Annotated in this window: 21 protein-coding genes and 3 pseudogenes; 10 read left to right on the forward strand and 14 right to left on the reverse strand. The window is 61.1% G+C overall.

Translation table 11 applies throughout. The features are described from left to right. The first annotated feature begins 124 nt into the window (after positions 1-124). Entirely contained in the window at positions 125-358 is a 234-nt protein-coding gene (locus tag PSH57_RS13795) for a DUF3079 domain-containing protein (protein WP_305390127.1), read from the forward strand. 124 nt (positions 359-482) lie between these two features. Here the strand turns inward: PSH57_RS13795 and PSH57_RS13800 are convergent. The 3 genes and pseudogenes from PSH57_RS13800 to PSH57_RS13810 form a co-directional block, all read right to left on the reverse strand. Beyond that, positions 483-2,225: pseudogene (locus PSH57_RS13800) on the reverse strand (dipeptidase). A 230-nt stretch (positions 2,226-2,455) separates the two neighbouring features. Then, positions 2,456-4,456, reverse strand: a complete 2,001-nt coding sequence (locus tag PSH57_RS13805; RefSeq protein WP_305390129.1) for a peptidase U32 family protein — start codon at positions 4,454-4,456, stop codon at positions 2,456-2,458. A 115-nt stretch (positions 4,457-4,571) separates the two neighbouring features. Continuing rightward, positions 4,572-6,140 (reverse strand): sensor domain-containing diguanylate cyclase, encoded by a 1,569-nt coding sequence (locus PSH57_RS13810; protein ID WP_305390130.1) that lies wholly within the window; start codon positions 6,138-6,140, stop codon positions 4,572-4,574. 217 nt (positions 6,141-6,357) lie between these two features. On the opposite strand from PSH57_RS13810, the gene PSH57_RS13815 reads away from it, so the two are divergent. Genes PSH57_RS13815 through PSH57_RS13825 form a run of 3 tightly spaced genes read left to right on the forward strand, consistent with a single transcriptional unit; the run spans position 6,358 to position 7,762 of the window. Continuing rightward, complete coding sequence (locus PSH57_RS13815) at positions 6,358-6,924, forward strand: chalcone isomerase family protein (RefSeq protein ID WP_305390131.1); 567 nt, start codon at positions 6,358-6,360, stop codon at positions 6,922-6,924. Continuing rightward, entirely contained in the window at positions 6,921-7,460 is a 540-nt protein-coding gene (locus PSH57_RS13820) for a DUF3833 domain-containing protein (RefSeq protein WP_305390132.1), read from the forward strand. The genes PSH57_RS13815 and PSH57_RS13820 overlap by 4 nt, the downstream gene beginning before the upstream one ends. Further along, positions 7,457-7,762, forward strand: coding sequence for a DUF6482 family protein (locus PSH57_RS13825; RefSeq protein WP_305390133.1), 306 nt, complete (start codon positions 7,457-7,459; stop codon positions 7,760-7,762). Before PSH57_RS13820 ends, PSH57_RS13825 begins: the two co-directional genes overlap by 4 nt. 29 nt (positions 7,763-7,791) lie before the next feature. Here the strand turns inward: PSH57_RS13825 and PSH57_RS13830 are convergent, their stop codons facing one another. The 6 genes and pseudogenes from PSH57_RS13830 to PSH57_RS13855 form a co-directional block, all read right to left on the reverse strand. After that, positions 7,792-8,280: a DUF2878 domain-containing protein gene (locus tag PSH57_RS13830; RefSeq protein WP_305390135.1), complete on the reverse strand. Its 489-nt coding sequence runs from the start codon at positions 8,278-8,280 to the stop codon at positions 7,792-7,794. Further along, complete coding sequence (locus tag PSH57_RS13835) at positions 8,280-9,545, reverse strand: SAM-dependent methyltransferase (protein WP_305390137.1); 1,266 nt, start codon at positions 9,543-9,545, stop codon at positions 8,280-8,282. Before PSH57_RS13835 ends, PSH57_RS13830 begins: the two co-directional genes overlap by 1 nt. After that, a pseudogene (locus PSH57_RS13840) lies at positions 9,520-10,334 on the reverse strand (DUF1365 domain-containing protein). Before PSH57_RS13840 ends, PSH57_RS13835 begins: the two are co-directional and overlap by 26 nt. Beyond that, entirely contained in the window at positions 10,331-11,578 is a 1,248-nt protein-coding gene (locus PSH57_RS13845; RefSeq protein WP_305390139.1) for an NAD(P)/FAD-dependent oxidoreductase, read from the reverse strand. The pseudogene PSH57_RS13840 and the gene PSH57_RS13845 overlap by 4 nt, the downstream one beginning before the upstream one ends. A 3-nt stretch (positions 11,579-11,581) precedes the next feature. Beyond that, complete coding sequence (locus PSH57_RS13850) at positions 11,582-12,337, reverse strand: SDR family NAD(P)-dependent oxidoreductase (RefSeq protein WP_305390141.1); 756 nt, start codon at positions 12,335-12,337, stop codon at positions 11,582-11,584. Further along, positions 12,334-12,756 carry a nuclear transport factor 2 family protein gene (locus PSH57_RS13855; RefSeq protein ID WP_305390142.1) on the reverse strand — a complete coding sequence of 141 codons (423 nt, stop codon included), beginning with the start codon at positions 12,754-12,756 and terminating at the stop codon, positions 12,334-12,336. The genes PSH57_RS13850 and PSH57_RS13855 overlap by 4 nt, the downstream gene beginning before the upstream one ends. A gap of 383 nt (positions 12,757-13,139) precedes the next feature. On the opposite strand from PSH57_RS13855, the gene PSH57_RS13860 reads away from it, so the two are divergent. The 6 genes and pseudogenes from PSH57_RS13860 to PSH57_RS13885 all read left to right on the forward strand — a co-directional run bounded on the left by PSH57_RS13860 (position 13,140) and on the right by PSH57_RS13885 (position 17,973). After that, positions 13,140-14,480, forward strand: a complete 1,341-nt coding sequence (locus tag PSH57_RS13860) for a flavin-containing monooxygenase (RefSeq protein WP_305390143.1) — start codon at positions 13,140-13,142, stop codon at positions 14,478-14,480. Continuing rightward, positions 14,480-14,890 (forward strand): RidA family protein, encoded by a 411-nt coding sequence (locus PSH57_RS13865; RefSeq protein ID WP_095144154.1) that lies wholly within the window; start codon positions 14,480-14,482, stop codon positions 14,888-14,890. The genes PSH57_RS13860 and PSH57_RS13865 overlap by 1 nt, the downstream gene beginning before the upstream one ends. Positions 14,891-14,900: 10 nt before the next feature. Next, the gene (locus PSH57_RS13870) at positions 14,901-15,575 is read left to right on the forward strand and encodes a DUF1028 domain-containing protein (RefSeq protein WP_305390144.1); all 675 of its coding nucleotides are present in this window, start codon (positions 14,901-14,903) and stop codon (positions 15,573-15,575) included. Beyond that, on the forward strand, positions 15,568-16,737 hold the full coding sequence (gene argE / locus PSH57_RS13875; protein ID WP_305390145.1) for an acetylornithine deacetylase: 1,170 nt from the start codon (positions 15,568-15,570) through the stop codon (positions 16,735-16,737). Before PSH57_RS13870 ends, argE begins: the two co-directional genes overlap by 8 nt. Positions 16,738-16,777: 40 nt before the next feature. Next, positions 16,778-16,882, forward strand: a pseudogene (locus PSH57_RS13880) (hypothetical protein); the annotation flags it as partial. Positions 16,883-16,932: 50 nt separating this feature from the next. Continuing rightward, positions 16,933-17,973, forward strand: coding sequence for an ABC transporter substrate-binding protein (locus PSH57_RS13885; RefSeq protein ID WP_305390146.1), 1,041 nt, complete (start codon positions 16,933-16,935; stop codon positions 17,971-17,973). A gap of 32 nt (positions 17,974-18,005) precedes the next feature. Here the strand turns inward: PSH57_RS13885 and PSH57_RS13890 are convergent, their stop codons facing one another. The 5 genes from PSH57_RS13890 to PSH57_RS13910 form a co-directional block, all read right to left on the reverse strand. Continuing rightward, a complete protein-coding gene (locus PSH57_RS13890; protein ID WP_305390147.1) occupies positions 18,006-18,917 on the reverse strand; it encodes a LysR substrate-binding domain-containing protein in 912 nt (303 codons plus the stop codon). Between the two features lie 210 nt (positions 18,918-19,127). After that, a complete protein-coding gene (locus PSH57_RS13895; protein WP_305390148.1) occupies positions 19,128-20,330 on the reverse strand; it encodes an NAD(P)/FAD-dependent oxidoreductase in 1,203 nt (400 codons plus the stop codon). Positions 20,331-20,574: 244 nt separating this feature from the next. Beyond that, a complete protein-coding gene (locus PSH57_RS13900; RefSeq protein ID WP_305390149.1) occupies positions 20,575-20,949 on the reverse strand; it encodes a response regulator transcription factor in 375 nt (124 codons plus the stop codon). A gap of 101 nt (positions 20,950-21,050) precedes the next feature. After that, positions 21,051-21,701, reverse strand: coding sequence for a response regulator transcription factor (locus PSH57_RS13905; RefSeq protein ID WP_305390150.1), 651 nt, complete (start codon positions 21,699-21,701; stop codon positions 21,051-21,053). After that, entirely contained in the window at positions 21,698-23,149 is a 1,452-nt protein-coding gene (locus PSH57_RS13910; protein ID WP_422766098.1) for a sensor histidine kinase, read from the reverse strand. Before PSH57_RS13910 ends, PSH57_RS13905 begins: the two co-directional genes overlap by 4 nt. Positions 23,150-23,589 lie beyond the last annotated feature (440 nt).

Here is a 23,589-nt window from a genome sequence, read left to right on the forward strand (position 1 = left end):
CAAGATAATTTTACCCGGCGAGAGCACCGCTACAGTCATGCAGGCTGTTCTTGATCGATATCAAGGGCACTTTAGCCCTGGAGCGGTAGGGTATGGGCACACCCATCGGCTATACGGGGTCGTCATGGCAAAGCCCTTTCCCATCAGTCCGAAACATCCCGAGCGCATTTGCTGGGGCTGCGACCGCTATTGCCCGGCCAGCGCCTTGGCGTGTGGTAACGGGGCTGATCGAACGATGCACCCGGCCGAAATGATCGGGGAGGATTGGTACCTGCATGGTGATTGGGGGGTGGAGCTGGCTGACACGGCGGACAAGGCGCCGGTTGAAAGCACCAATCACCCTGACGAAATGAAGTAACCCTGTGGCGAGGGGATTCATCCCCGCTCGGTTGCGCAGCGACCGCAAAATCTTGGGGCCGCTGCGCAGCCCAGCGGGGATAAATCCCCTCGCCACATTAACGCCAACCTTCCCGGACAGGTGATCACAACTTCGGCAACTGCCCGATCCGCCCCATCATCTCGGTCACGATCTGCAGGTCCAGCAGGAACTGCTCGACGGTCTTGAACTCGTTGTCGTTATGACCGGTGTACTTGACGTCGGGCATGGCCAGGCCGAACTGCACGCCGTTGGGCAAGTCATGAACCGAAGTGGCACCAGCGGAGGTGCCGTACTTGTGCTCCATGTCCAGGTTTTCACTGGCCACGGACAACAGTGCCTTGACCCATTCACCGTTCGGATTGCGGTACATCGGCTCATCGATTGAATAGTCGAACGCCACGGCAACCTGCGCCTTCTTGCTCCAGGCGACCAGCTTGTCGGCGATTTCAGCCTTGAGCGTTTCCGTCGGCTTGCCCACTGGCACGCGCAGATTGACGGCCAGCTTGAAGGCTTTGGCATCCATGCCGACATATGTCAGAGAAGCGGTCAGCGGCCCCATGAAGGCGTCGGAAAAGCCAATCCCCAGTTTGCTACCCACGTAGTCCAGGCCCCAGTTGTCGGCGGCATAGCGGGCGGCATCGGTGATGTGGTTGTGCTTGAGCGCAACCTTGCCCTCGAGGCTGTTGATGAAGTCCAGCATTCTCGCCACCGGGTTGACCCCGGACTCTGGCTCGGAGGAATGGGCGGACACACCCGTGAAGGTCAGTTTGACGTCGTTTCCGACGACCTCGGTGGTTACCTGGAAGTCGCCGCCGTTACCCTTGGCGTACTCAGACGCGGCTTTTAGCAGCGTGGCGGCCAGTTCAGCAGGCTGGTCGCCCACGAAAGTGGCAACCGATGTGGACGGAATCTGATTGGTGGCCAGGCCACCGGTCATTGCCGTGATCTCAGCCCCTTTGCCCTGCGCCTCCCGCCGGGCGAAGTTCGCCATGACGGTGCCATAGCCTTTTTCCGCAATCACAACCGGGTAGCCGCCATCCAGCGCCAGGTTGTAGTTGGGGGTTGGGTTGCGCTCGAAGTAATAGGGGATGGCGTCGCCGGTGGTTTCCTCGGTAGTGTCTACCAGCAGCTTGAAATTCCTCGCCAGCGGCAGCTTTTCTTCCTTGATGATCTTCATCGCGTAAAGCGCCACGACGATACCGTTCTTATCGTCTTCGGTGCCCCGGCCGTACATGCGGTCGCCCACCAGGGTGACCTTGAACGGATCCAGACGAGTGCGCCATCTTTCAATACCCAGTTTTCCGGGGTCACCGGCACGACGTCGGCATGGGCGTGAATGCCCACGACTTCGTCGCCACTGCCATGCAGTGAAATCTCGTAGACGCGGTTATCGATATTGCGAAAGTCCAGATTGAAGGCTTGGGCAAGGCGCTTTGATTTTGTCCGCGATCTTGAGGAACTCGGGGTTCTCGTGCTGGGCAACGCCGTCCTTGCGAAAGGTCGGGATCGCCACCAGTTCGCGCAGGGTTTCGGTGGCGGCGTTACCGTATTTCAGCCGTGCATAGAGGCCCAGCAGACGATGGATTTCGTTCTGCTGCTCAGCCGAAAGGGGCTTGTTGTCGAGGAACGTGCAGATGGCCGGGGCGAGCTTGGCGGTTTCGGCCAACTCGCTCCTGGCCACATATCCCAGGAACTGCCTGAAGTCTGTGAAGGAGGTGTCAGCGAAGGTTTTGACGAGGGCCGAACTCTGTTGCGCAGTGATATTGGCCAAGGCGGGTGGGGTGATCGACGCCAGGCTGGACAGCAGCAGGGTGGTCACGGCCAGGTGCTTGAGGGAAAAGTCCATTGCGAGGGGCATTCCTTTGCAGGTGGTGGGAAGCAGTGAGTGATTAATGAAACAATCACTTACAACCTAGCACCGAGAAGGGCCTGCCGGGGAGTTTTGTCATCAACATTCATGCATGCTGATCCACCGCTATCGCGAGCAGGCTCGCTGCTCCCACAGGGGATTGGGGGTGGTCACCGATTTTGTGACCACTTTGCAACCCATGTGGGAGCGAGCCTGCTCGCGATTGCTTAATGCGGAGCGCGAGGGATCGTCTTGAGCAGATCTTCCGGGCTGATGTGACCGACGATTGGCTCCGCGCTGCTTCCCGGCAGCGGCAGGTCGAGGATATGCCCCTTGATCTTGCCGACCACATGCATCTCGCAGGGTTTGCAGTCGAACTTCAGCGTCAGCACCTCGTCACCATGGATCAACTGCATCGGCGCAACCTTGGTGCGCACGCCGGTGACGCCCTTGGCCTGCTTGGGACAGAGGTTGAACGAGAAACGCAGACAGTGCTTGGTGATCATCACCGGCACTTCACCGGTTTCTTCGTGGGCTTCGAACGCCGCGTCGATCAGTTTCACACCGTGGCGATGATAAAAATCCCGGGCCTTCTGGTTGTAGACGTTGGCCAGGAACGACAGGTGCGACTCCGGGTACACCGGCGGCGGCGTGGTCTCGGCCTTGCGCCCCCCTCGGGGATGGGCCTCGACACGGGCGGTGGTCAGGGCTTCGATGACTTCGCGGCGCAATGCCTTGAGCTGTGAGTTGGGAATGAAATACGCCTTGGGCGCATCCAGTTCGATGGCGGTGGCGTGGTACTCGGTGGTGCCCAGTTGGCCAAGCAGATCGTGCAGTTGCTCCAGTGCCTGTTCCGGCTTGTTCGCCAGGCCGAATGGCCCGTCCAGGCTGACGCTGGCGCTGACGCCTTCCTCGCTGGTGGCGGTCAGGTCCAGGCGTTCTTCACGCAGGCGTGCGACCCAGGCCAGGCCCACCCGGCGCTCGGAGGAGGTCTTGAGCAGGGCTTGCTGCCAGTTGTGGTCCAGGTTGCGGCTCAGTGGATGGTTGGGGCGCAATGCGTGCAACCCTGCCGGCATTTCATTGGGCTCGACGCGGTAGCGGTAGCGCTTTTGGCCGTCCTCTTCGAATTCACCCTTGGGCTCGGCGATGTTGGCGCGAAAACCCACCACTTCTCGCTTGACCAGCACGTTGAGGCCATCGCCGTTGGACAGCGGATCAAAGGTCACGACCTGCAGGTCGCGCTTGCCGACTTTCTCCACCACGCCCACCGGCACGCCGGTAAAGGTCGGGGAATCGAAGGCGCCGATGTCGATCTTGCGCTCACTGACAAAGTAATCGGTGCTGCCGCGATGGAACGTCTTCTCCGGGTCAGGCAGGAAGAAGTGCGCGGTGCGACCGCTGGAAGCGCGGGCCAGGTCCGGACGGTCTTCGAGGACATCGTCCAGGCGCTGACGGTAGTAGGCAGTGATGTTCTTCACATAGCCCATGTCCTTGTAGCGTCCTTCGATCTTGAACGAACGCACGCCGGCTTCCACCAGGGCACGGATGTTGGCGCTCTGGTTGTTGTCCTTCATCGACAACAGGTGCTTCTCATAGGCAACCACCCGGCCCTGGTCATCCTTGAGGGTGTAGGGCAGGCGACAGGCCTGGGAGCAATCACCACGGTTGGCGCTGCGTCCGTTCTGGGCGTGGGAGATGTTGCACTGGCCGGAAAACGCCACGCACAGCGCACCGTGGATAAAGAACTCGATGGCCGCGTCGGTTTCGTCGGCGATGGCGCGGATTTCCTGCAGGTTCAACTCCCGTGCCAGGACCAGTTGGGAGAAGCCGGCCTGATCAAGGAACTTTGCCCGTGCCAGGGTACGGATGTCGGTCTGGGTGCTGGCATGCAGCTCGATCGGCGGGATGTCCAGCTCCATCACCCCTAAATCCTGGACGATCAACGCATCGACACCTGCATCGTACAACTGGTGGATCAACTGGCGGGCCGGCTCCAGCTCGTTGTCATGCAGGATGGTATTGATCGTGGTGAACACCCGGGCGTGGTAGCGATGGGCGAACTCCACGAGCCGGGCGATATCACTCACCTCGTTACAGGCGTTGTGACGCGCGCCGAAACTCGGGCCACCGATGTACACGGCGTCAGCGCCATGCAGGATGGCCTCGCGGGCGATGGTCACGTCGCGGGCGGGGCTGAGCAATTCCAGATGATGTTTGGGCAAGGACATGTTTTTTATCAGGCTGGTCACGGTCGAAGCGCGCATTGTAGCTGCCGGACGCCCGACAGGCACCTGCGGACGTGGATTTGCGCGATATGACCGATATGCGGCTTTGCCGTAGGGATCAGCCCGGTGATGCATCAGGGCTGCACCAGCGGTTTCGCCCAGTGTTTTTCGCCAGATACAAGAAGGCATCAGCGGCCTTGATCAGCATGGCCGGCGTTACGTCCTCGGTGCTTGGCCGGCAAGTGGTGATGCCCGCACTGGCCGTGACCAACCCCAACGGGTGGTCGCTGTGCTCGATGTTCAGCGCTCTGATGGACTCCAGGATATCTTGTGCAATCCTGCCGGCGCCCGCGCTGTGGGTGTCGGGCAGCAAAATGGTGAACTCTTCACCACCGTAGCGCACCGCCAGGTCACCGGGCCGTTTGATCGCTTGCTGGATCGCTCCCGCGGTCGCGCGCAGACAGTCATCCCCGGCAGCATGTCCGTATTTGTCGTTGAAACGCTTGAAGTAATCGACATCAAGCATGATCAGGGCCAACGAAGTGTCTTGGCGTCTGGCCCGGCGAATCTCATCGGCCAATGCGATGTCCAGCCGCCTGCGGTTGCCCAGGCCGGTCAGGCTGTCAGTCAGTGCCATATCCCGCATGGTTTGGTGGGCGCTGCGAATCTGTTTCTCCATGGTCATTCTGTAGCGCAACTGGCTCAACACGATCAGTCCGAAGCCGACGAGTATCACGATCAGGAATATCAGGACGAAGCCGGTCTTGAGCAGGTCGTGACGCCAGGGGGCGATGATGGATTCGCGAGACAATCCGGCCTCGACCACCAGCGGATAAGTGGTCAAGGCCCGGTAGCCGTACAGGCGTTCGGTGTCGTCGACGACGGCCCTGGCCTCGACGACGCCCCGATTGGAGTTCGGCAGGTGCTTACGGAAGATCACGCTATTGACCAGGCTCTTGCCGACCACCGAGGCGACGAAGGGCCGCCGGACCAGAATGGTGCCATTGCGCATGGCCAGGACCAGAGCGCCCTTGTCGTCGATCTTGAAGTCGCCGTAGTAGTCCACGAAATAGCTGACCTTGACCGTGCCCAGCAGCACACCGGCAAACGAGCCGTCAGGATTATTCAAGCGGCGGGAGACGGGGATGATCAGGTCGTTGGTCGATCGGCTCCTGATCACCTCGCCGATCCGCACGTTTCGGTCCTCGTGGGTGCGGTGATACTGGAAGTAGTCGCGGTCGGCATTGTTCGCCAGGGCCGGCGTTGCTTGCTTGTCCGTGACCACCCATTCCCCGTTGGGGCCGTAGATAAACAAGCCGTGCAACTGCGGCATGATGGCAGACTGCTGGACCAGCAATTTATGGATGCGTGGGATGTCGATGTTCTGCAGGCCATCGCCTTCCACTCGCTCACTGAGTGCGGCGGTCACCACGTCCACTTGTCGAATGGTGTCTTCGGCGTGCTGGGCGGTCGCCCGCACCAGGTTCGTCACCGAGTCGCGGGCGGAGGCAAAGGCTGCGCGATAGTCACGCCATGTTCTCCAGCCTTCAACGGCCAGGAATACCATCACCACCACGAGCATGAAACTGATGGTGAGCCGCAATGCAGCTCCGGCCCGCGCTACCTGAGGGGGAAAGGATTCGTCAGCACTTTCATTCTTTTGTCGCGGCCGTTTGCGTCCGAGCATTAACATTTCCTTCTACAGCACGACTGCGCCTTATTCGGGCGCAGGGTACTTTATTCGATAACAGCACGTTAGCTGATGGATTCGAAGCAGTCACAGATCGCGACAGTATGGTTGATATAAACGGCATAGCCCAAAACGCCCTTCAAAAAAGCTGTACAAATCACGCTTCATGTACAACTATTGAGCGACCTTCGGCAAATCCAGTGATGCTTTTTCAATGGCCAGGTCGTTTGCGTTCAAGAAAAGCCTCAGCCGGTTCATGACCTGCGTTTTGGTGCTTTACGCCAGCCAGGCTCTCTGCGACTGGCGCACGGTACTGCCTGATGCACGTCTGGTGGGGCAAGCCGATTTTTCCTGGTACGGGTTCGATCTCTATCAGGCCAGGTTATGGAGTTCGGCTTCGCAACCCAGCCTGGAAACGCCGCTGGCACTTGAGTTGAATTACCGCCGCTCTATCAGCAAGCAAACCCTGGTGCAAGCGAGCATCGAGGAGATGCGCCGTATCGCGGGTAAATCCCTGGATTCCGGACGGCTCGACAGTTGGACCGATGACATGCGGCGGTCCTTCGTCGACGTCAGGGCAGGCAGTCAAATCACCGGGCTTTATCTGCCTGGCAAGGGTTGTCGCTTTTACGTCGACGGGCGCTTGACCCATGAAGTCGACGATCCAGCGTTCGCTCGTTTTTTTTTCGCCATCTGGCTCGATCCCCGCACCCGGTATCCGGCGTTGCGGCAACAGTTGCTGGGGCTCAATAACACGCGCGCGGTGGGGGAAACACCATGATTCGGTTAATGGTTGTACTGCTTTTAATAATGAGTTTGACCAGTTGCGGGAACGTGAATGTCGATCGTTATGCTGACCAGCAACCTCAGCTCGATCTGGTGCGTTTCTTCAGTCAGCCAGTCAAAGCCTGGGGCATATATCAAAAACGTTCCGGCGAGGTCATCAAGCGTTTCGAGGTGCAGATACTGAGTCGGCGCGAAGGCGAACGGCTGATACTCGATGAGCGCTTTCTCTACAGTGACGGCAGCCGACAACGGCGCGTATGGACGCTGACCCCCGACGGCCCGGGGCACTGGCGCGGTCGCGCCGACGATGTAATCGGCGAGGCGCAGGGAGAGGTGGCTGGCAATGCGCTGCGCTGGCGCTATCGATTGAACCTGCCAGTAGACGGATCGACTTACGAAGTGACCTTTGACGACTGGATGTACTTGATGGACGAAGACACGATGATCAACCGTTCGAGCATGAGTAAATTCGGCGTCGAGTTGGGTCAGGTGACGCTGTTTTTCCGGCGCCAGGGCGCAGGCCTGCCATGAACCTGCAAACCCTGATCGAGCTGGCCGTCGAAGGCCGGGTACACGAGCTGGAGTTGTGGTCGCTGGAGGGCGGTATCTACGTGTTGCGTGCGCGACTGGACCGCGGGTTTCGTACGTTGCTCGACAACTCGGGACGGACGTTGCACTTGCGATCCACTACCCATTTGCGTGAGTTGCTGCGTGACGCGCCGCGGTTACCCTGCATGTTGGTACAGCATGTCGTTCACGACGAAATGTGTGGTCAGCGTGAGGGACCGATAGAGCCTTTGCGCGTGCCGCTTTTTCTGGATGAACCCTGGTAAATGCTGTTTGCTTGGTTGGGGTTCAGGCCTTAATGGGAATCAGCCAGGCGCAACGCCAACGGCAGCCAAAGTGCCCATAAGGGCGCCAGCACCAGAGCGGTTCCCACGATGCCAAGCGGCAGCGCAACACCGGCCAGCGGTGCTCCTGCGCAATAGGCCAGCGGACCGCCGACCATGCCCACCAACGCACCGCGCCATACAGGCCGCACGGCCCAGGCCAGGCTGTGGCGCAAGCTTGTGGCAAATACCAGCCAGAGCAGCGCCAGCCAGAGGGGCAGGGCGGTCTGAGCGAATCCGAACAAACCCAGCATACCCAGGCACCAGTCCAGCGCCATGCCGCACAGCCCCACACGTATCACGGCCTGCAGCTCGGCCCGGGGTTGTGGACAGAAGCTCAGGTGAGCGAGCAATCCCGCTGCAACAGCCAGGAGCCACCAGGCATTCTGTGCACCCAGCACACAACCCCACCAGCCCAACTGGACCCAGAGTGCGTTGACGATCAGGCCCGCGCGACTCATCAGGTTTCCCGTTGCTCCAGTAATGGGGCCTGACGCGCCCCGGGAGCGGCAAAGAGCAGTTGCGCGACGCCGATGGCACGCTCCTGGAATCCGCCTTCGCAGTAACACAGGTAGAACTCCCACAGGCGTTGGAAGGTTTCGTCGTAACCCAGCTCCAGCAGCGCTTGACGTGACTGCCGCAAGTTATCGTGCCAGTGTTTCAGCGTGTGGGCGTAGTGCGCGCCGAAGTCTTCCAGATGCAACAGGTTGAGCGGTGTGTGACGGCTGGCGGTGTTTAGCAGGACGGACAACGATGGCAGCGCGCCGCCGGGAAAAATATGCCGCTGGATGAAGTCTACCGAGCGTCGTGCCTGCTCATAACGCTGGTCGCGAATGGTGATGGCTTGCAGCAACATCAGGCCGTCATTCTTGAGCAGTGCGGCGCAGCGCCGCAAGTATTCGGGCAAATAACGATGACCGACAGCTTCGATCATTTCGATCGAGACCAACTTGTCGTAACGACCCTCCAGGTCGCGATAGTCCTTGCACAGCACCTCAATGCGCTGCTGCAGGCCCAGCGCCTCGACGCGCCGACAGGTGTGGGCGTACTGCTCGTGCGACAAGGTCGTGGTGGTCACCTTGCAGCCATAGTGGCTGGCAGCATAAATCGCCAGGCTGCCCCAGCCAGTGCCGATCTCCAGCAGATGGTCGCCAGGCCGCAGGTCGAGCTTGCGACAGATGCGCTCGAGCTTGTTGAGCTGGGCTTGCTCCAGACTTTGTTCGGGGCTTTCGAACATGGCGGCCGAGTACATCATGGTGGGATCAAGCAATCGCTCGAACAAGTCATTGCCCAAGTCGTAATGGGCAATGATGTTGCGCCGCGAGCCCTGCCGGCTGTTCCGGTTGAGCCAGTGCAGCCAGCGCAGCACCGGGCGACCAAGGCGAGCCAGGCCGCTGTCCATTGCATCGAGCACCTCCAGGTTGGCGACGAACACGCGGGTCACCGCCGTCAGGTCGTTGCTGCGCCAGTATCCCTGGATATAAGCCTCACCGGCGCCGATCGAGCCGTTACTGGCGAGCATGCCCCAAACGACGTCGTCGAGAATTTCGACTTCGGCCTGCAGAACACTGGCCGGATCGCCGAAGCTTAACGATTCGCCATCGAGCAGCAGACGCAAGTGGCCTTGGCTCAGGCGCCGCAATTGGCCGAGGACAACGTGCTTGAAGAAGCCGTCGTTGAACAGGCGAAAGCTGCCGGCCTTAGCACTCAGGGTGGGTTCGGGCATGGTCGGGGTCCTTGTGGGCGGTTTCGCCGACGCTCAGGCCGCTCTGGCAGGCCTGATGGTCGTGCAGGGGTGTGCGTTTGAAGAGCAGGCGCAAGGCCTGCCAGTAAATGGCGCTCAAGGTGCGCAGGCTCATCCACGGAAAGGCCAGAACGTGACGGCGCACGGCTGCGGCATCGAGAGGTTGGCGCTTGAGCGCAAGGTCGGCCTCGAACACCTTGCTGCCATCGCGCCAGTTCTCCATATGCACCCGGATATGTGAGTCCACGACCAGAAAACGCATGCGGTACTCCATGTCCTGAGGCAGGAACGGTGACACATGGAACGCCTTGGCCACCCCGGAACGCATGAGGCTCACCGGGGCTTACCGGCAACACATAGTGATAGCGTTCGCGCCATGGAGTGTTGCGTACCTCACAGAGAATGGCTGCCAGACGCCCATCGGTTTCGTGGCAGAAATAGAAACTCACCGGATTGAAGGACAGGCCCCAACTGCGCGGTTGGGTCAGTAGCTGGATTGTGCCCTGGGGGAGCGGTGCCCAGGGCTTGGGCAAGTAATTCGCGCACCGCGTCGACCAAGGGGACGCCCAGACGTGTGCGCGCGGGCAGGTAATCGCGCTCGCGCCAGCACAGCGGTGCCAGGGGCCACCCTCGCAACAGACGTGACAGGCCCAGCACCTGAGTTTGTTCGGCGAGGTCCAGATACAGCATGCCGATGGGGTATCGGAACCCATGGGCGCGGGGTGAATAGCGGCGATGGTCGATCCAGCCGCGGCACAGGCTACTGTTCAAAGGTATTCCCCAAAATGCCCGGCCACATCCAGCGCACTGACCACACCGTCTTCGTGAAAGCCGTTGGCCCAATAGGCGCCGCAGAAGTAACTGTGCTGGCGCCCTTGCAGATCACCCTGGCGGGCCTGGGCGGCGACGCCGGCGAGGCTGTATTGCGGATGCGCATAATCGAAGCGAGCCAGGACCTTGGCCGGATCCACCACGTCACTCTGATTGAGGCTCACGCAGAAGGTCACCGGGGCTTCCAGGCCCTGGAGGATGTTCATGTTGTAGGTCAGCGCGGCAGGCGCACGCATTGAACCGCCCAGTCGGTAATTCCAACTCGCCCAGGCCTGGCGTCGCTGCGGCAAGACACCGGTGTCGGTGTGCAGCAGTACTTCGTTGCTGGCGTAGGCCAGGGCAGCGAGCACTTCACGTTCCGCTTTGCTTGGCGTTTCGAGTAACGCCAGGGCCTGGTCGCTGTGGCAGGCAAACACCACTTTGTCGAAACGCTCAAGTCCCGCAGCGCTGAGGATGCCCACCCCTGTAGCGTCGCGGCTCACGCGCTGCACCGGGCAGTTGAGCCGGATATGCTGGCGAAAGTCTGCGCACAATGGCTCGATGTAACCCCGCGAGCCACCCTCGATCACCCGCCATTGTGGGCGTCGGTTGACCGATAGCAGGCCGTGGTTATGGCAGAAACGCAGGAAGAATTGCAGCGGAAACTCCAGCATTCCAGCAGGCGACATCGACCAGATCGCCGCCCCCATGGGCACGATGTAATGGTCGATGAACCGTTGTCCATAATTGTGGACATGCAGGTAATCACCCAGCCGGGTAGTGCGGTCAATGCGTTGCGCCTTCAAGTCGGCAGTGGCCTGGCGGTTGAACCTGAGGATGTCCTGCAACATGCCCCAGAAACCCGGCGACAGCAGGTTGCGTCGTCGGGCGAAAAGGCTGCGCAGGGTATGCCCCTTGTACTCCTGGCCAGTGGCTGGGTCATGCACCGAAAAGCTCATCTCAGTGGGACGGGAAGTCACACCCAACTGGTCCAGCAACCGGATGAAGTTCGGGTAGGTCCAGTCGTTGTAGACAATGAAACCGGTGTCTACGCCATAACGCTGGCCTTGCCATTCCACGTCCACGGTGTGGGTGTGGCCGCCGATCCGGTCGTCGGCTTCGAACAGGGTGATCTGGTGCTGGCGAGCCAACAGGTACGCGCATGTCAGCCCCGATATGCCGCTGCCGATGATTGCGATGCGCATGCTTCAAGACTCCTGGGAAGATCGTGCCAGGCGCCGGCCAAGGGCCAGGCGCCAGCGGGCGGGCAAGCGTCCGAGCAGGCGCAGGACGAAGGTGAAGAACCATGGGAAAGCGATGTCCAGCGGTCGCGCCTGCAGGCGCTGGGCGATATGCCGCGCCGCGCGTTGTGCCGACCAGCGCATGGGCATCGGGAAGTCGTTGCGGCGGGTCAGCGGGGTGTCGACGAAACCGGGGCTTATCAAGGTGACATCGATACCCTCGGCCGCCAGATCGATGCGCAACGATTCGAACAAGTAGCGCAACGCCGCCTTGGACGCGCCATACGCGCCGGCACGCGGCAAAGCCAGCCAGGTAACCGCGCTGCATACCCCCACCAAATGCGGGCGTTGGCCTCGACGCAGTAAGGGCAGGGCGGCTTCCAGGCAGTGGCTGGTACCCAGCAGGTTGGTGGTCAATACCCGTTCGACCAGATGCGTGTCGAAGTGCCCCGGCTCCAGGTACTCGCAGGTTCCGGCGTTGAGAATCACCAGGTCCAGCGCCCCCCACTGAGCGTCGATGGTCTGGCAGATATCGGCCACTTGCGCCGGATCGGTCAGGTCACCCGGCAGCACCAGGACCTGGTCCAGATAGCCAGTCGCTAAGGCCTGAAGGGGCGCGACCTGGCGCGCACTCAGCGCCAGACGGTGTCCTTGCTCCAGAAGCTCCGAGGCCAATGCCGCGCCGATACCGCTACTGGCGCCGGTCAACCAGATGCGACTCATGCCAGCCTCCGCTTGAGCCAGCTGATCATCGAGCCGAACAGTGGAAGGTGCTCGTAGAGCAGGGCACCAGCGTCGAAGAAATCCTGGTGCAGGTAGACCCGTTCGTTCCAGCGCAAATAACTGCAGCCTTGCAGTGAGATGAGTGCACCGCCTGCCAGACGTGGGTGGCTGTAATGCAGGGTCCAGCGTAGATATCCCTCGCCGGGGCCGACCTCATCAAAGCCATGAAAGTCGTAGCGCACCTGATCGACGTTGGCATACATCTGGGCGAAGTAGTTGCGCAGGGCAGCTAGGCCTTCGATCCGATGTAACGGGTCCTGGAACTTAATGTCGGCGCTGTAGAGGGCATCGAGCTCGGCCAGATGGCTGGCGTCCAGCTCGGCGAAGGCGCGGGCAAAACCCTGGAGGTAGGCAGACATGTCAGGCTCCGAATTATTGTACAGGCAGTAATTCCTGTACAAGTTTTCGAAGCCTACTGCACGGCCTGTACGTTTTAAAGTGTTTTGTATAGGTATTTGTAAAGTTGTATAACTTTGCCGCTGAAGAGAGCCCGGTCATGACCGGGCTCGGCTGCGAATCGCCTCTTGTCCTTGCGCAAAGACGCATCGTCCAGGGCGTAGGCAATACAGCAGTTTTTTCCTTTCCAGCAACGATAAAAACCCTCGTTTCGCAAATTCCCGCCTGCCAACACAATCGCTTCGACATCGCCTGTCGATCGTCGCAAACACAGAACAACAAGAAATCCAAACCCGAGGCGGCGCCATGCCGGCCTGAACCATCCCACTGCCGGAAGTGCACAGACATGCCCGTTGAGACCCTACAGATAGATACGCTTGTTATAGGCGCCGGCCAGGCCGGCGTGGCCATGAGTGAACATTTGAGCCGCCAAGGGGTGCCTCATCTTGTGGTGGAGCGCAACCGCATTGCCGAAGCCTGGCGCACCGCGCGGTGGGATTCGCTGGTTGCCAACGGCCCCGCCTGGCATGACCGCTTTCCAGGGCTGCAATTCCAGGGACTCGACCCCGATGCCTTCGCCACTAAAGATCAAGTGGCCGACTATTTCGAAGCCTATGCCAAAAAATTCAACGCGCCGATCCGTACCGGTGTGGAGGTCAGGAAGGTCGAGCGTAACGTCGGCCGTCCGGGCTTCAGCATTGAAACCAGCGCGGGTCTGATCGAGGCCAACCATGTGGTGGTTGCCACCGGGCCCTTCCAACGGCCGGTGATTGCGCCCATCGCCGCTGATATGGCGCAGGTCACCCAAATGCACTCTGCCCAATATCGCAATCCCCGGCAGCTCGCCGAGGGCGCGGTGCTGGTGGTGGGGGCGGGTTCGTCGGGGGTGCAGATTGCCGATGAACTGCAGCGCGCCGGCAAGCAGGTCTACCTCTCGGTGGGCGCCCATGATCGCCCGCCACGGGCCTATCGCAACCGGGATTTCTGCTGGTGGCTGGGAGTGCTCGGCGAGTGGGATGCGGAGGCCGTCCAGCCGGGCAAGGAACACGTGACCATCGCCGTGAGCGGTGCCCGTGGTGGTCATACGGTGGACTTTCGCAAGCTGGCCCACGAGGGCATCACCCTGGTAGGCCTGACGAAGTCGTTCAACGGTAGCGTCGTGACGTTTGAACCCAACCTTGCCGAAAACATTGCCCGTGGCGATGAAAACTACCTGGCGCTGCTGGATGCCGCCGATGCCTACATTGCCCGCAACGGCCTGGACCTGCCGCCGGAACCTGAAGCCCGCCATCTGTTGCCTGACCCGCACTGCCTGACCCATCCGATCCTGGAACTGGATCTGCTGGACGCTGGCGTGACCACCGTGATCTGGGCCACCGGCTACTCGGTGGATTACAGCTGGCTGAAGGTCGATGCGCTCAATGCCAATGGCAAACCCCGGCACCAGCGGGGTGTTTCCAGCGAACCGGGTGTGTATTTCGTGGGCCTGCCATGGCTGTCGCGGCGCGGCTCGGCGTTCATCTGGGGCGTATGGCACGACGCCCGGCATATCGCCGACCACATCGCGAAACAGCATACCTATCTCAGTTACCGGGACGCTTCGCAGCGCCAGAACGTCGACGTTCAGGACCCCGCACTCATTAGCGATTCGAACAGTTCGAAAACCAGCCTCCTGGGAGCCCGTTGATGCCGACCCACACTCGCATTCGTATGTTCAACACCCAAGACACCTATCCCAACCAGACGCTGGACAACGACTTGTGCCAGGCCGTGCGCGCCGGCAACACCGTCTACGTGCGTGGTCAGGTCGGCACTGATTTCAACGGCCAGTTGGTGGGTCTGGGCGATCCGCGCGCCCAGGCCGAACAGGCCATGCGCAACGTCAAGCAATTGCTGGAAGAGGCCGGCAGCGACCTGAGCCATATCGTCAAGACCACCACTTACCTGATCGACCCGCGCTACCGCGAGCCGGTGTACCAGGAGGTCGGCAAATGGCTCAAAGGGGTGTTCCCGATTTCCACCGGTCTGGTGGTCAGCGCCCTCGGCCAACCGCAATGGCTGATGGAAATCGACGTAATCGCGGTGATCCCTGAATAAGGAGTGGACCATGACTTTTTCAATTGTCGGGCGCTGCGCCGAGACGGGCCAGTTGGGTGTCGCTATCAGTTCCTCGAGCATTGCCGTCGGCGCCCGTTGCCCCTGGTTGCGAGCCGGTGTCGGTGCGGTGTCGAGCCAGAACATCACGCTGCCGGCCCTTGGTCCACAGATCCTTGACGAACTGGCTGGCGGCCTGGCCGCGCAAGAGGCTGTCGACCGCGCCCTGGCGCGCAATGGCTATAGCCAGTACCGCCAGGTGGCGGTGGTGGATGCCCACGGACGCACGGCGATTTTCAGCGGCAGCCACGCCTTGGGTACCCATCACGCGCTGGCCGGTGAGCAATGCGTGGCGGCCGGCAATCTGTTGGCCAGTGTGGGCGTGATCGACGCCATGGTTACAGCATTCGAGCACAGTGAAGGTTGCCTTGCCGCGCGCCTGATGAGTGCGTTGCAGGCCGGGCAGAGCGCAGGTGGTGAAGCCGGAGCGGTGCACTCTGCGGCGCTGTCGGTGGTGGATGAGCTCACCTGGCCGATCGTCGATTTGCGTGTCGACTGGGCCGAGGAAAACCCCATTGCTGAGCTGAAACAACTGTGGCTGGCTTATCAGCCGCAACTGCAGGACTACCTGACCCGCGCCCTCGATCCGACCCTGGCCCCCAGCTATGGAGTGCCAGGTGATGAGTGAGTTGCGCAGCCGCGCACTGCTCGCCAGCCTGGTGGGCTTTGCCACGGTCAGTCGCGAGTCGAACCTGGCGCTGATCGAGTTCGTGCGTAGCTACCTCCACGATCTGGGCGTGAGCTGCGAACTGATCTACAACCCCGAGCGGACCAAGGCCAACTTGTTGGCGAGCATCGGCCCAGCGGTGCCCGGCGGCGTCGTGCTGTCCGGGCATACCGATGTGGTGCCGGTGGACGGACAGCACTGGACGGTCGATCCGTTTTGTCTGAGCGAGTCCGGCGGCAAGCTGTACGGCCGGGGCACCGCCGACATGAAAGGCTATTTGGCTTCAGTGCTGGCGGCGGTGCCGATGTTCCTCGCCAGCCCGCTTCGTCGGCCGGTGTACCTGGCGTTCTCCTATGACGAAGAGGTCGGTTGCCTGGGTGTGCGCGATCTGCTGCAAGTGCTGGCGCAGCGTATTCCCCAGCCTGCGTTATGCCTGATCGGCGAGCCCACCCAACTCCAACCGGTGTTGGGCCACAAGGGCAAGTTGGCGATGCGTTGCCATGTCAAAGGGGCGGCCTGTCATTCGGCCTATGCGCCCTACGGGGTGAACGCCATCGAACAGGCAGCGCGCCTGATCGGTCGGTTGGGGGAGATTGGCGCGGATCTGGCCGAACCGTCACTGCACGATGCGCGCTTCGATCCGGCGTACTCAACGGTGCAGGTGGGCGTGATCCAGGGCGGTACCGCATTGAACATCGTCCCGGCCGATTGCCGCTTCGATTTCGAAGTGCGCGCCTTGCCGGATTTCGCCCCACAGGTCGTCGTCGAGCAATTGCGTGATTACGCCGAGCAGACGCTGCTGCCGACGATGCGGGCAGTGCAAGGCGACACCGCGATCCGGTTTGAACCGCTGTCCGCCTACCCGGGCCTGGCAACCCCGCCTGACAGCGCCGCCGCGCGTCTGGTTGCCGAGCTGTGCGGCAGCGACGCCTTCAGCACCGTGGCATTCGGCACCGAAGGCGGCCTGTTTGACCAGGCCGGCATCCCGGCGGTGGTCTGCGGCCCCGGCAGCATGGACCAGGGGCACAAAGCCGATGAATACGTGAGCGTTGAACAGATGGCGGCCTGCGACCGATTGATGGAACGCCTGGCGAGCGATCTCAGTGAACCTAGCACTCCATGACCGCGAGGTGTCCGGAATGAACGATTTCGATGACGAAAAAATCATGGCCCCGGCGCTGGTGGCCAGCCACGCCGACATCAACGAACTGGTCGACAAGACCCGTATTGCTGTAGATCGCACCGCCCGCGCTTACGGTCGCCTCTGAGTCCCATCGCCGGCTCGTGCGGGCGAGCCGGCCTTTCGAGGAACCGCTTCATGTCCAGATCCTTGCGTTGCAATATTGCGTGTGCCCTGGCGCTGTTGAGTACCAGTGTCCTGGCCGCGCCACAGAGCCTCACCGTGATTTCCTTTGGTGGCGCCACCAAACAGGCCCAGGACAAGGCCTACTTCCAACCCTTCAACGCCAGCGGTGCAGGAAGCATCGTCGCTGGCGAATACAATGGCGAGTTATCGAAGATCAAGGCCATGGTCGCGGCCGGCCACACCAGTTGGGACGTGGTCGAAGTCGAAAGCCCCGAGCTGTTGCGCGGATGTGAGGAGGGCCTGTTCGAAAGGCTCGATCTGAGCGCCTTGGGTGATCCGGCGAATTTTGTGCCGGGAACACTCACCGAATGTGGCGTGGCCACTTATGTCTGGTCGATGGTGCTGGCCTATGACCAGAGCAAGTTGGCCAAGGGACCCAAGTCCTGGGCGGATTTCTGGAACGTCACCGAATACCCGGGCAAGCGCGGGTTGCGCAAGGGGGCCAAGTACACCCTGGAAATTGCCTTGCTGGCCGACGGGGTCAAGGCGCAGGAGTTGTACAAGGTGCTCAACACCCCCGAAGGTGTGTCACGGGCGTTCGCCAAGCTGGACCAGATCAAGTCAAACATCCAGTGGTGGGAGGCCGGTGCGCAACCGGCGCAGTGGCTAGTGGCGGGGGACGTGGCGATGAGCGCCGCCTACAACGGGCGCATCGCTTCGGCGCAAAAGGAGGGCATGAAGCTGAGTATCGTCTGGCCGCAAAGCCTGTATGACCCGGAGTACTGGGCGGTGGTCAAGGGCACGCCGAACAAGGCCTTGGCCGAGCAATTCATTGCCTTTGCCAGCCAACCGCAGGCGCAGAAGGTGTTCTCGGAAAACATCCCTTACGGACCGGTGCATCGCAAAGCGCTGGCGTTGTTGCCTGGAACCGTCCAGGAACAGTTGCCTACTGCCGAAGCCAACCTGGCCGAAGCCCGGGCCGTGGATGCCGAGTTCTGGGTTGACCATGGCGAAGAACTGGAGCAGCGCTTCAACGCCTGGGCGGCTCGCTAGCCACAACGCTCAAGACACCTCCAATGGTTGGCTTAGGCCAGCCATTGTTTGAACTGCTCCTTGCAATAATCCACGAACAACTGCGCAGGTTTGGTCAGATGCGCGCGCTTGAGCCATCCCGCCACCAGTGCCGAACCGGTCACGTCCTCGGCGATGTTGACGCACACCACTTGCTGCCCATCGTAGGTACAGGTGGAATGTGGCCGGGTTACCAGCAACGCAAAGCCAAACGATTGCCCGACCATGCCACGGACCATTTCGATCGAGGGTGAGCTGAAAACGATGTTAGGTGTCAGACCCAATTCCTCGAAAATGCTCACGAAGTAGGTCCGGCTGGGCTGCACGTCCAACAGAATCATCGGTTCCAGCGCCAGGTCGCGCAGGGACACCTGAACCTGGCTGGCAAAGCGGTGCTCCGCCGGCAGCAGCGCGTAGGGTCGTTGCGGCGCCATCAGCGCCTCGGTCTCGATGGTGCCGTCCAGGTCATGCTCATAAAAAATCGCCAGATCGAAACGCCCCCCCGTCAAACCTTGCACCAGTTCCTGTTGCTCGCCGTCCTGCAGACGGATCTCCACGCCTGGGTAACGCTGGCGAAAACCGGCGATCAATCGTGGCAAGTACAGTGGCGCGACAGTCTCGAAGCAGCCGATGTCGATCTGACCGCTGACCACGTCGTTGTCGGCCAGCGCGTTCTGCTCGAACTCTCGCGCCATGCGCAGCAGTTCCTGGGCTTTGCGATAGAAGCGAGCACCGCTGGGGGTTAGCGACACACCCTGGGCGTGGTGACGGATGAGCAGTTGCACGCCGAAACTGTCTTCCAGCCCTTTGACGGCGGTCGCAATCGATGGCTGGGCGATGTACAGCTTGCGGGATGCTTCGGCGACGCTGCCACATTCGACGGTGGTGACGAAGTACTTCAGCTGACGCAAGGAATAGGACGCCACGGCACACCTCGATCCGGATGATTTTTGCCTACCTTACCTTGTGCACAAAGGGCAGTGGGCGGGCATTGCGACGGATTTCACTGGGCAGTGACGATATTCCGACTGGCTTGGGGACGAGCGCCTGAAAAAAACGCCTGCCCAAGCATCATTGGCAGGCGTCCGGGTAAGACCGGCACAGAAAGGAGGGACTGGCCGGGGGCGGAAACGGACTCAGGCCACCGGGATCAACGGGTCGGAAGCGGCCAGGGCGGTCGCGCGATCAGCCGCGGGGGGATAGATCCACACGGTGTTGATCTGGGTCTTGAGCGCCTTGGCTTCCTGCCCGACCAACTTGAGCTGGCGATCCCAACCCTCGGTATACACCGCGCCCCAGGCCCCCAGGTCCAGGCAGGTCACGTACTTGGGTTGGCTGTAAGCCATCGGTGCGACGCCCAGCAAGTCGGCCGCGACGTTGTTGCCGGCATAGCGGCCCAGAGCGATGGCGTGCTGGCAGGACATCGCCGCGTAGTTCCCCAGCGTGTCGGTGGCGGCATAGGCCACGTCACCGGTGGCGAATATGTCGTTCTGGCCCAGGACTTTCAGGTTGGCATCGACGTGCAGGCGACCCTGGCGATCGCGAGTGCCGGGTATCTGTTGGGTCAACGGACTGGCGCGAAACCCCACGGTCCAGATCACGGTATGGGACTCGATACGCTGCCCGCTCGACAGGGTGACGCCATCGGCATCCACCGATTCGACCGAGGCGTTGACGACCCACTCGATACCCAGATGCTCGGACGCTTCGACAATGGAGGGACTAATACCGTCGCCCAACGCTGCGCCGATCTGCGGCCCGCGATCCACCACGATGACCCGGATGTTCGCGTCTTCACCCAGGACCGCGCGCAGGCGCGCGGGCATTTCGGTGGCGGTTTCGATCCCGGTAAAGCCGCCGCCGGCCACCACCACGGTGTTGCGGGCCGGGCTGTCCGGCAGATTCTTCAGGGACTTGATATGGGTTTCGAGACGGGTTGCCTGTTCGATTTCATCAACGTCGAAGGCATGCTCGATCATGCCTTCAAGATCCGGGCGGACCAGTTGGCTGCCCGCCGCGAGCACCAGACGGTCGTAGCCCAGGCTGCCCTGGGTGCCGAACACATCCACGTAGTCAACGCGCTTATTGTCGACATCGATACGGCTCGCCGAGCCTTGTACGAATTTCACGCCCACCGCGTCGAACAGACCACCCAGCGGGGCGGCCATGGTGTGGACGTCCGGCTCATAGAAACGAGGACGGATGCGCAGCTCAGCCTGAGGGGCCAGGACGCTGATCTGCACGTCATTACGATCGTGTTGGTCCAGCAGCCGGGCGGCGCTCAATGCACTCCAGACCCCGCCGAAACCTGCGCCAACAACCAGAATATGTTGTTTCATGATGAGCTCCCGAAGACAAAATCGATACGTTGAATTGTTTAACTGTTTCAGCGTGACCGTGTCGCGACTTACTCCAAACGCGCCTGGCTGCAATGAGTTGCCATCGAGCACATTCAGTTTCGGTTCGCTGTAGGGAAGCTTATTGGCAGGACCTGCGTTTAACACTTCTACATAAGGTCATCGGGCCTATGCCTGGGTAGGGGGGATTTATACAAAGGTATGAGGTCGCGACGATGGCGCGGTATCAGGAAGGCCGGGCAAGTACCGATTCGATGCAGGCGATCAATTCAGCGCAGTCGAAGGGCTTCGGAAAAAACGCCACCGGCTCGGGCGCACCGGCGCTGACACGGGGTGGCACGCCAGGGTATCCGGTAATGAAAATGATCGGGATATGAATGCCCAGGGTCGACAGTCGATCGTACATTTGAATGCCGGTCATGCCAGGCATTTGAATATCCGATATCAGGCACGCTGTACTTTTAAGCTCACAGGAAGATAGAAAGTCCAAGGCGCCCGCGTATGTTCTAACCCGATATCCGTGGGAACGTAACAAGCCATCCAGTGCAATTCGAACTGACTCATCATCATCAATAATTGAAATAGTTGCGGTATTGGACATGTCGATACCTGGAGGTGATATCAGGTAGCCATAAAGGCGCCCGTGTCACTGCAAGATACGCCGTCCAATGGTCCCGCCAAGTATACGTGTGTATGAACTTTCTACTGCTCGCCACGCCATTCCAGCACCTGGGCCATGCGAACCAGATCGGCAAACGAGCCTGCGCACATTTTGCGCATGGCTTGGCCGCGGTGAATCTTGACCGTGATTTCGCTCAAGTCCAGTTCCCCGGCGATCTGCTTGTTCATCAGGCCTGACGCCGCCAGCGCCATGACCTGTTGCTCGCGGGGCGTCAATGTGGCGTAACGGCCAAGCACTTGCTGATGGCTGCGTTCGGCGTCGCGCCGCTGGCGGTCCTGGTGATGGGCGGCGGTCACGGCGTCGATCAGGTCTTGTTCGCGAAACGGTTTGGCGAGGAAATCCACGGCACCGGCCTTCATCGCCCGCACGGTCATGGCGATGTCACCGTGGCCGGTCATGAACACGATGGGCAGATGGACGTTGGCCGCGGCCAGCGCCCGTTGGCACTCCAGGCCGCTGGTGCCTTGCAGCCGTACATCCAGAACCAGGCAACTGGGCAGGTCGGGCCTGGAATGGTTCATGAACTGTGCGACCGAATCGAACAGATGCACCTGCAGGCCGATGGAGCGCAGGAGGCTGCCGAGGGATTGGCGCAGCGGTGCGTCGTCGTCAACGATATAGACGATGGGCTCTTTGCCGATGACCGGGTTCGTGGGCTGCATGACGTTCATTGCCCGCTCCCCGACAGAGTGGTGCCCGTGAGCCGTGGCAGCGCGAACCTGAACGAGGTGCCTTGGCCGACCTCGCTGGTCGCCCAGATCCTGCCGTCATGGAAGTCGATGATGGACCGGCAGATGGAAAGGCCCATGCCCAGGCCGTTTTCCTTGGTGGTAAAAAACGCATTGAACAAGGACGGCAGGACCTCGGGGGCAATGCCGGTTCCGTGGTCAGTCACCTCCAGCAACACTTCGTCATCCTCCATCCAGGTGCGTATGTGCAGGGTTCGTTCGTGTACCTTGACTGCGTCCATGGCGTGACAGGCATTGATGATCAGGTTGATGATCACTTGCTGCAGTTGCACCCGGTCTGCGCTGACCTGGCTGTCGGTCGCTGCCAGGTCCACCTTCGCCCGGACTTTATGATGAGCCAGTTGCTGCTGGACCAGGTTCAGGGTCTCGCGGACGATGTCGTCCAGTCGCTCGGGCTGGCGCACCGGGTCGCATTTGCGCGACAGCGCCCTGATACCGCTGATGACCTCGCTGGCGCGACAGCCGTTGGCGACGATTCGGTCGAGGCAATCCAGGGCTTCCCCGAGATCGGGTTCCGGACGTTTGAGCCAGCGGCGGCAGGCCTCGCCACTGCTGGTGATGGCCGTCAGTGGCTGGTTGACCTCGTGGGCAATGGACGCGGCCATTTCCCCCAGGGAGGTCAAGCGCGTGACGTGGGCCAATTGGCTCTGGGCGCGGAACAATGCGTCTTCGGCCTGCTTGCTGGCGGTGACGTCCATGAGCGCGCCCAAGTACTGGAAACGGCCATGCTGGGCGAGCAGGGGGCTGGCGATCATGTGGATGTGCTTGATGCGCCCATCAGGCATCAGCAGGCGCAGCTTGACCTCGATCTGCGGTTCACCCGCGGCGGCCTGTTGGAAAACCCCGCGTGCCAGCTCGAGGTCTTCAGGGTGGGTGCGCGCCAGCATCATCGACACCGTCGGTGTCTTGTTGGGCGAGTACTCGAAAATCCGTGCCGACTCCGCCGACCAGGTCAACACTTGTCGATCGCCGCGAAAGCCCACGCTGCCGGTCTGGCTCAGGCGCTGGGCGCCGATCAGGTAAGCCTCGTTGTGCCGCAGGCTGTCGGAAGCCTGCTTGCTGCGCAGCGCCAGGAACGCAATGGCGGACAGTGCGGTCAGGCAGCGGAAGAAGCCGGTGGTCGATTCCCAGCGGTGATAGCCGCCGTTGTACAAGAACATCGCGGTGAGCAAGCCCATGCACATCAGCGCGACGGTGATCACCAGATTGATGGAGAACAGGTTGGCCGCCATCAACAACAAGGTGATGTACAGCAGGGTCGGAGCCAGGTCGGAATGGGTCTCGGAGTTGATGATGACAATCCCGCAAGCCACCACCAGGCCTACCAGCCAGCCGAGGGCGTTGACCAGCGGATGGGTACTGATTCCCATCGACAGTCGCGGCCCCCTCTGGCATGGGGTGTATCGCAGGCTGTCATAGACGTTCTTGAGCATCGCGGAGGGTAGGGGCACGCTGGCAGACCTTTTGTTTTTACGTGGTCTCGCTCTGGATGTCGGGGGACAGAGCATCGGTTCGTATCTTAGAAGCGCCGCTTGGGCTGAGGTAGGACATAAAACCCTGAAATTGCGCCAGGCCGTGCCAACACATCCCTTGTGGCGAGGGGATTTATCCCCGCTGGACTGCGCAGCAGCCCCCAAAACCAGTCAACTCAATTTGCCTGACACCCTGTGTTTGTCGGTAGCCAGGGCCGCTTCGCGCCCAGCGGGGATAAATCCCCTCGCCACAGGGGTTGGGTATATACCGAAGTATCGATGATGTTGCCCAAAGGGTGGGGTGAGTGTCCCAACGTACAACAGACACTGGCCTGCCT

It is taken from the genome of Pseudomonas hefeiensis, from assembly GCF_030687835.1.
Classification (GTDB): Bacteria; Pseudomonadota; Gammaproteobacteria; order Pseudomonadales; family Pseudomonadaceae; genus Aquipseudomonas; species Aquipseudomonas hefeiensis.

Coding starts and splice junctions, on each gene's coding strand:
- PSH57_RS13795 (WP_305390127.1), top strand. CDS start 125: ATGGCAAAGCCCTTTCCCATCAGTCCGAAACATCCCGAGCGCATTTGC.
- PSH57_RS13805 (WP_305390129.1), bottom strand. CDS start 4,456: ATGTCCTTGCCCAAACATCATCTGGAATTGCTCAGCCCCGCCCGCGAC.
- PSH57_RS13810 (WP_305390130.1), bottom strand. CDS start 6,140: ATGCTCGGACGCAAACGGCCGCGACAAAAGAATGAAAGTGCTGACGAA.
- PSH57_RS13815 (WP_305390131.1), top strand. CDS start 6,358: ATGGCCAGGTCGTTTGCGTTCAAGAAAAGCCTCAGCCGGTTCATGACC.
- PSH57_RS13820 (WP_305390132.1), top strand. CDS start 6,921: ATGATTCGGTTAATGGTTGTACTGCTTTTAATAATGAGTTTGACCAGT.
- PSH57_RS13825 (WP_305390133.1), top strand. CDS start 7,457: ATGAACCTGCAAACCCTGATCGAGCTGGCCGTCGAAGGCCGGGTACAC.
- PSH57_RS13830 (WP_305390135.1), bottom strand. CDS start 8,280: ATGAGTCGCGCGGGCCTGATCGTCAACGCACTCTGGGTCCAGTTGGGC.
- PSH57_RS13835 (WP_305390137.1), bottom strand. CDS start 9,545: ATGCCCGAACCCACCCTGAGTGCTAAGGCCGGCAGCTTTCGCCTGTTC.
- PSH57_RS13845 (WP_305390139.1), bottom strand. CDS start 11,578: ATGCGCATCGCAATCATCGGCAGCGGCATATCGGGGCTGACATGCGCG.
- PSH57_RS13850 (WP_305390141.1), bottom strand. CDS start 12,337: ATGAGTCGCATCTGGTTGACCGGCGCCAGTAGCGGTATCGGCGCGGCA.
- PSH57_RS13855 (WP_305390142.1), bottom strand. CDS start 12,756: ATGTCTGCCTACCTCCAGGGTTTTGCCCGCGCCTTCGCCGAGCTGGAC.
- PSH57_RS13860 (WP_305390143.1), top strand. CDS start 13,140: ATGCCCGTTGAGACCCTACAGATAGATACGCTTGTTATAGGCGCCGGC.
- PSH57_RS13865 (WP_095144154.1), top strand. CDS start 14,480: ATGCCGACCCACACTCGCATTCGTATGTTCAACACCCAAGACACCTAT.
- PSH57_RS13870 (WP_305390144.1), top strand. CDS start 14,901: ATGACTTTTTCAATTGTCGGGCGCTGCGCCGAGACGGGCCAGTTGGGT.
- argE (WP_305390145.1), top strand. CDS start 15,568: ATGAGTGAGTTGCGCAGCCGCGCACTGCTCGCCAGCCTGGTGGGCTTT.
- PSH57_RS13885 (WP_305390146.1), top strand. CDS start 16,933: ATGTCCAGATCCTTGCGTTGCAATATTGCGTGTGCCCTGGCGCTGTTG.
- PSH57_RS13895 (WP_305390148.1), bottom strand. CDS start 20,330: ATGAAACAACATATTCTGGTTGTTGGCGCAGGTTTCGGCGGGGTCTGG.
- PSH57_RS13900 (WP_305390149.1), bottom strand. CDS start 20,949: ATGTCCAATACCGCAACTATTTCAATTATTGATGATGATGAGTCAGTT.
- PSH57_RS13905 (WP_305390150.1), bottom strand. CDS start 21,701: ATGAACGTCATGCAGCCCACGAACCCGGTCATCGGCAAAGAGCCCATC.
- PSH57_RS13910 (WP_422766098.1), bottom strand. CDS start 23,149: ATGGGAATCAGTACCCATCCGCTGGTCAACGCCCTCGGCTGGCTGGTA.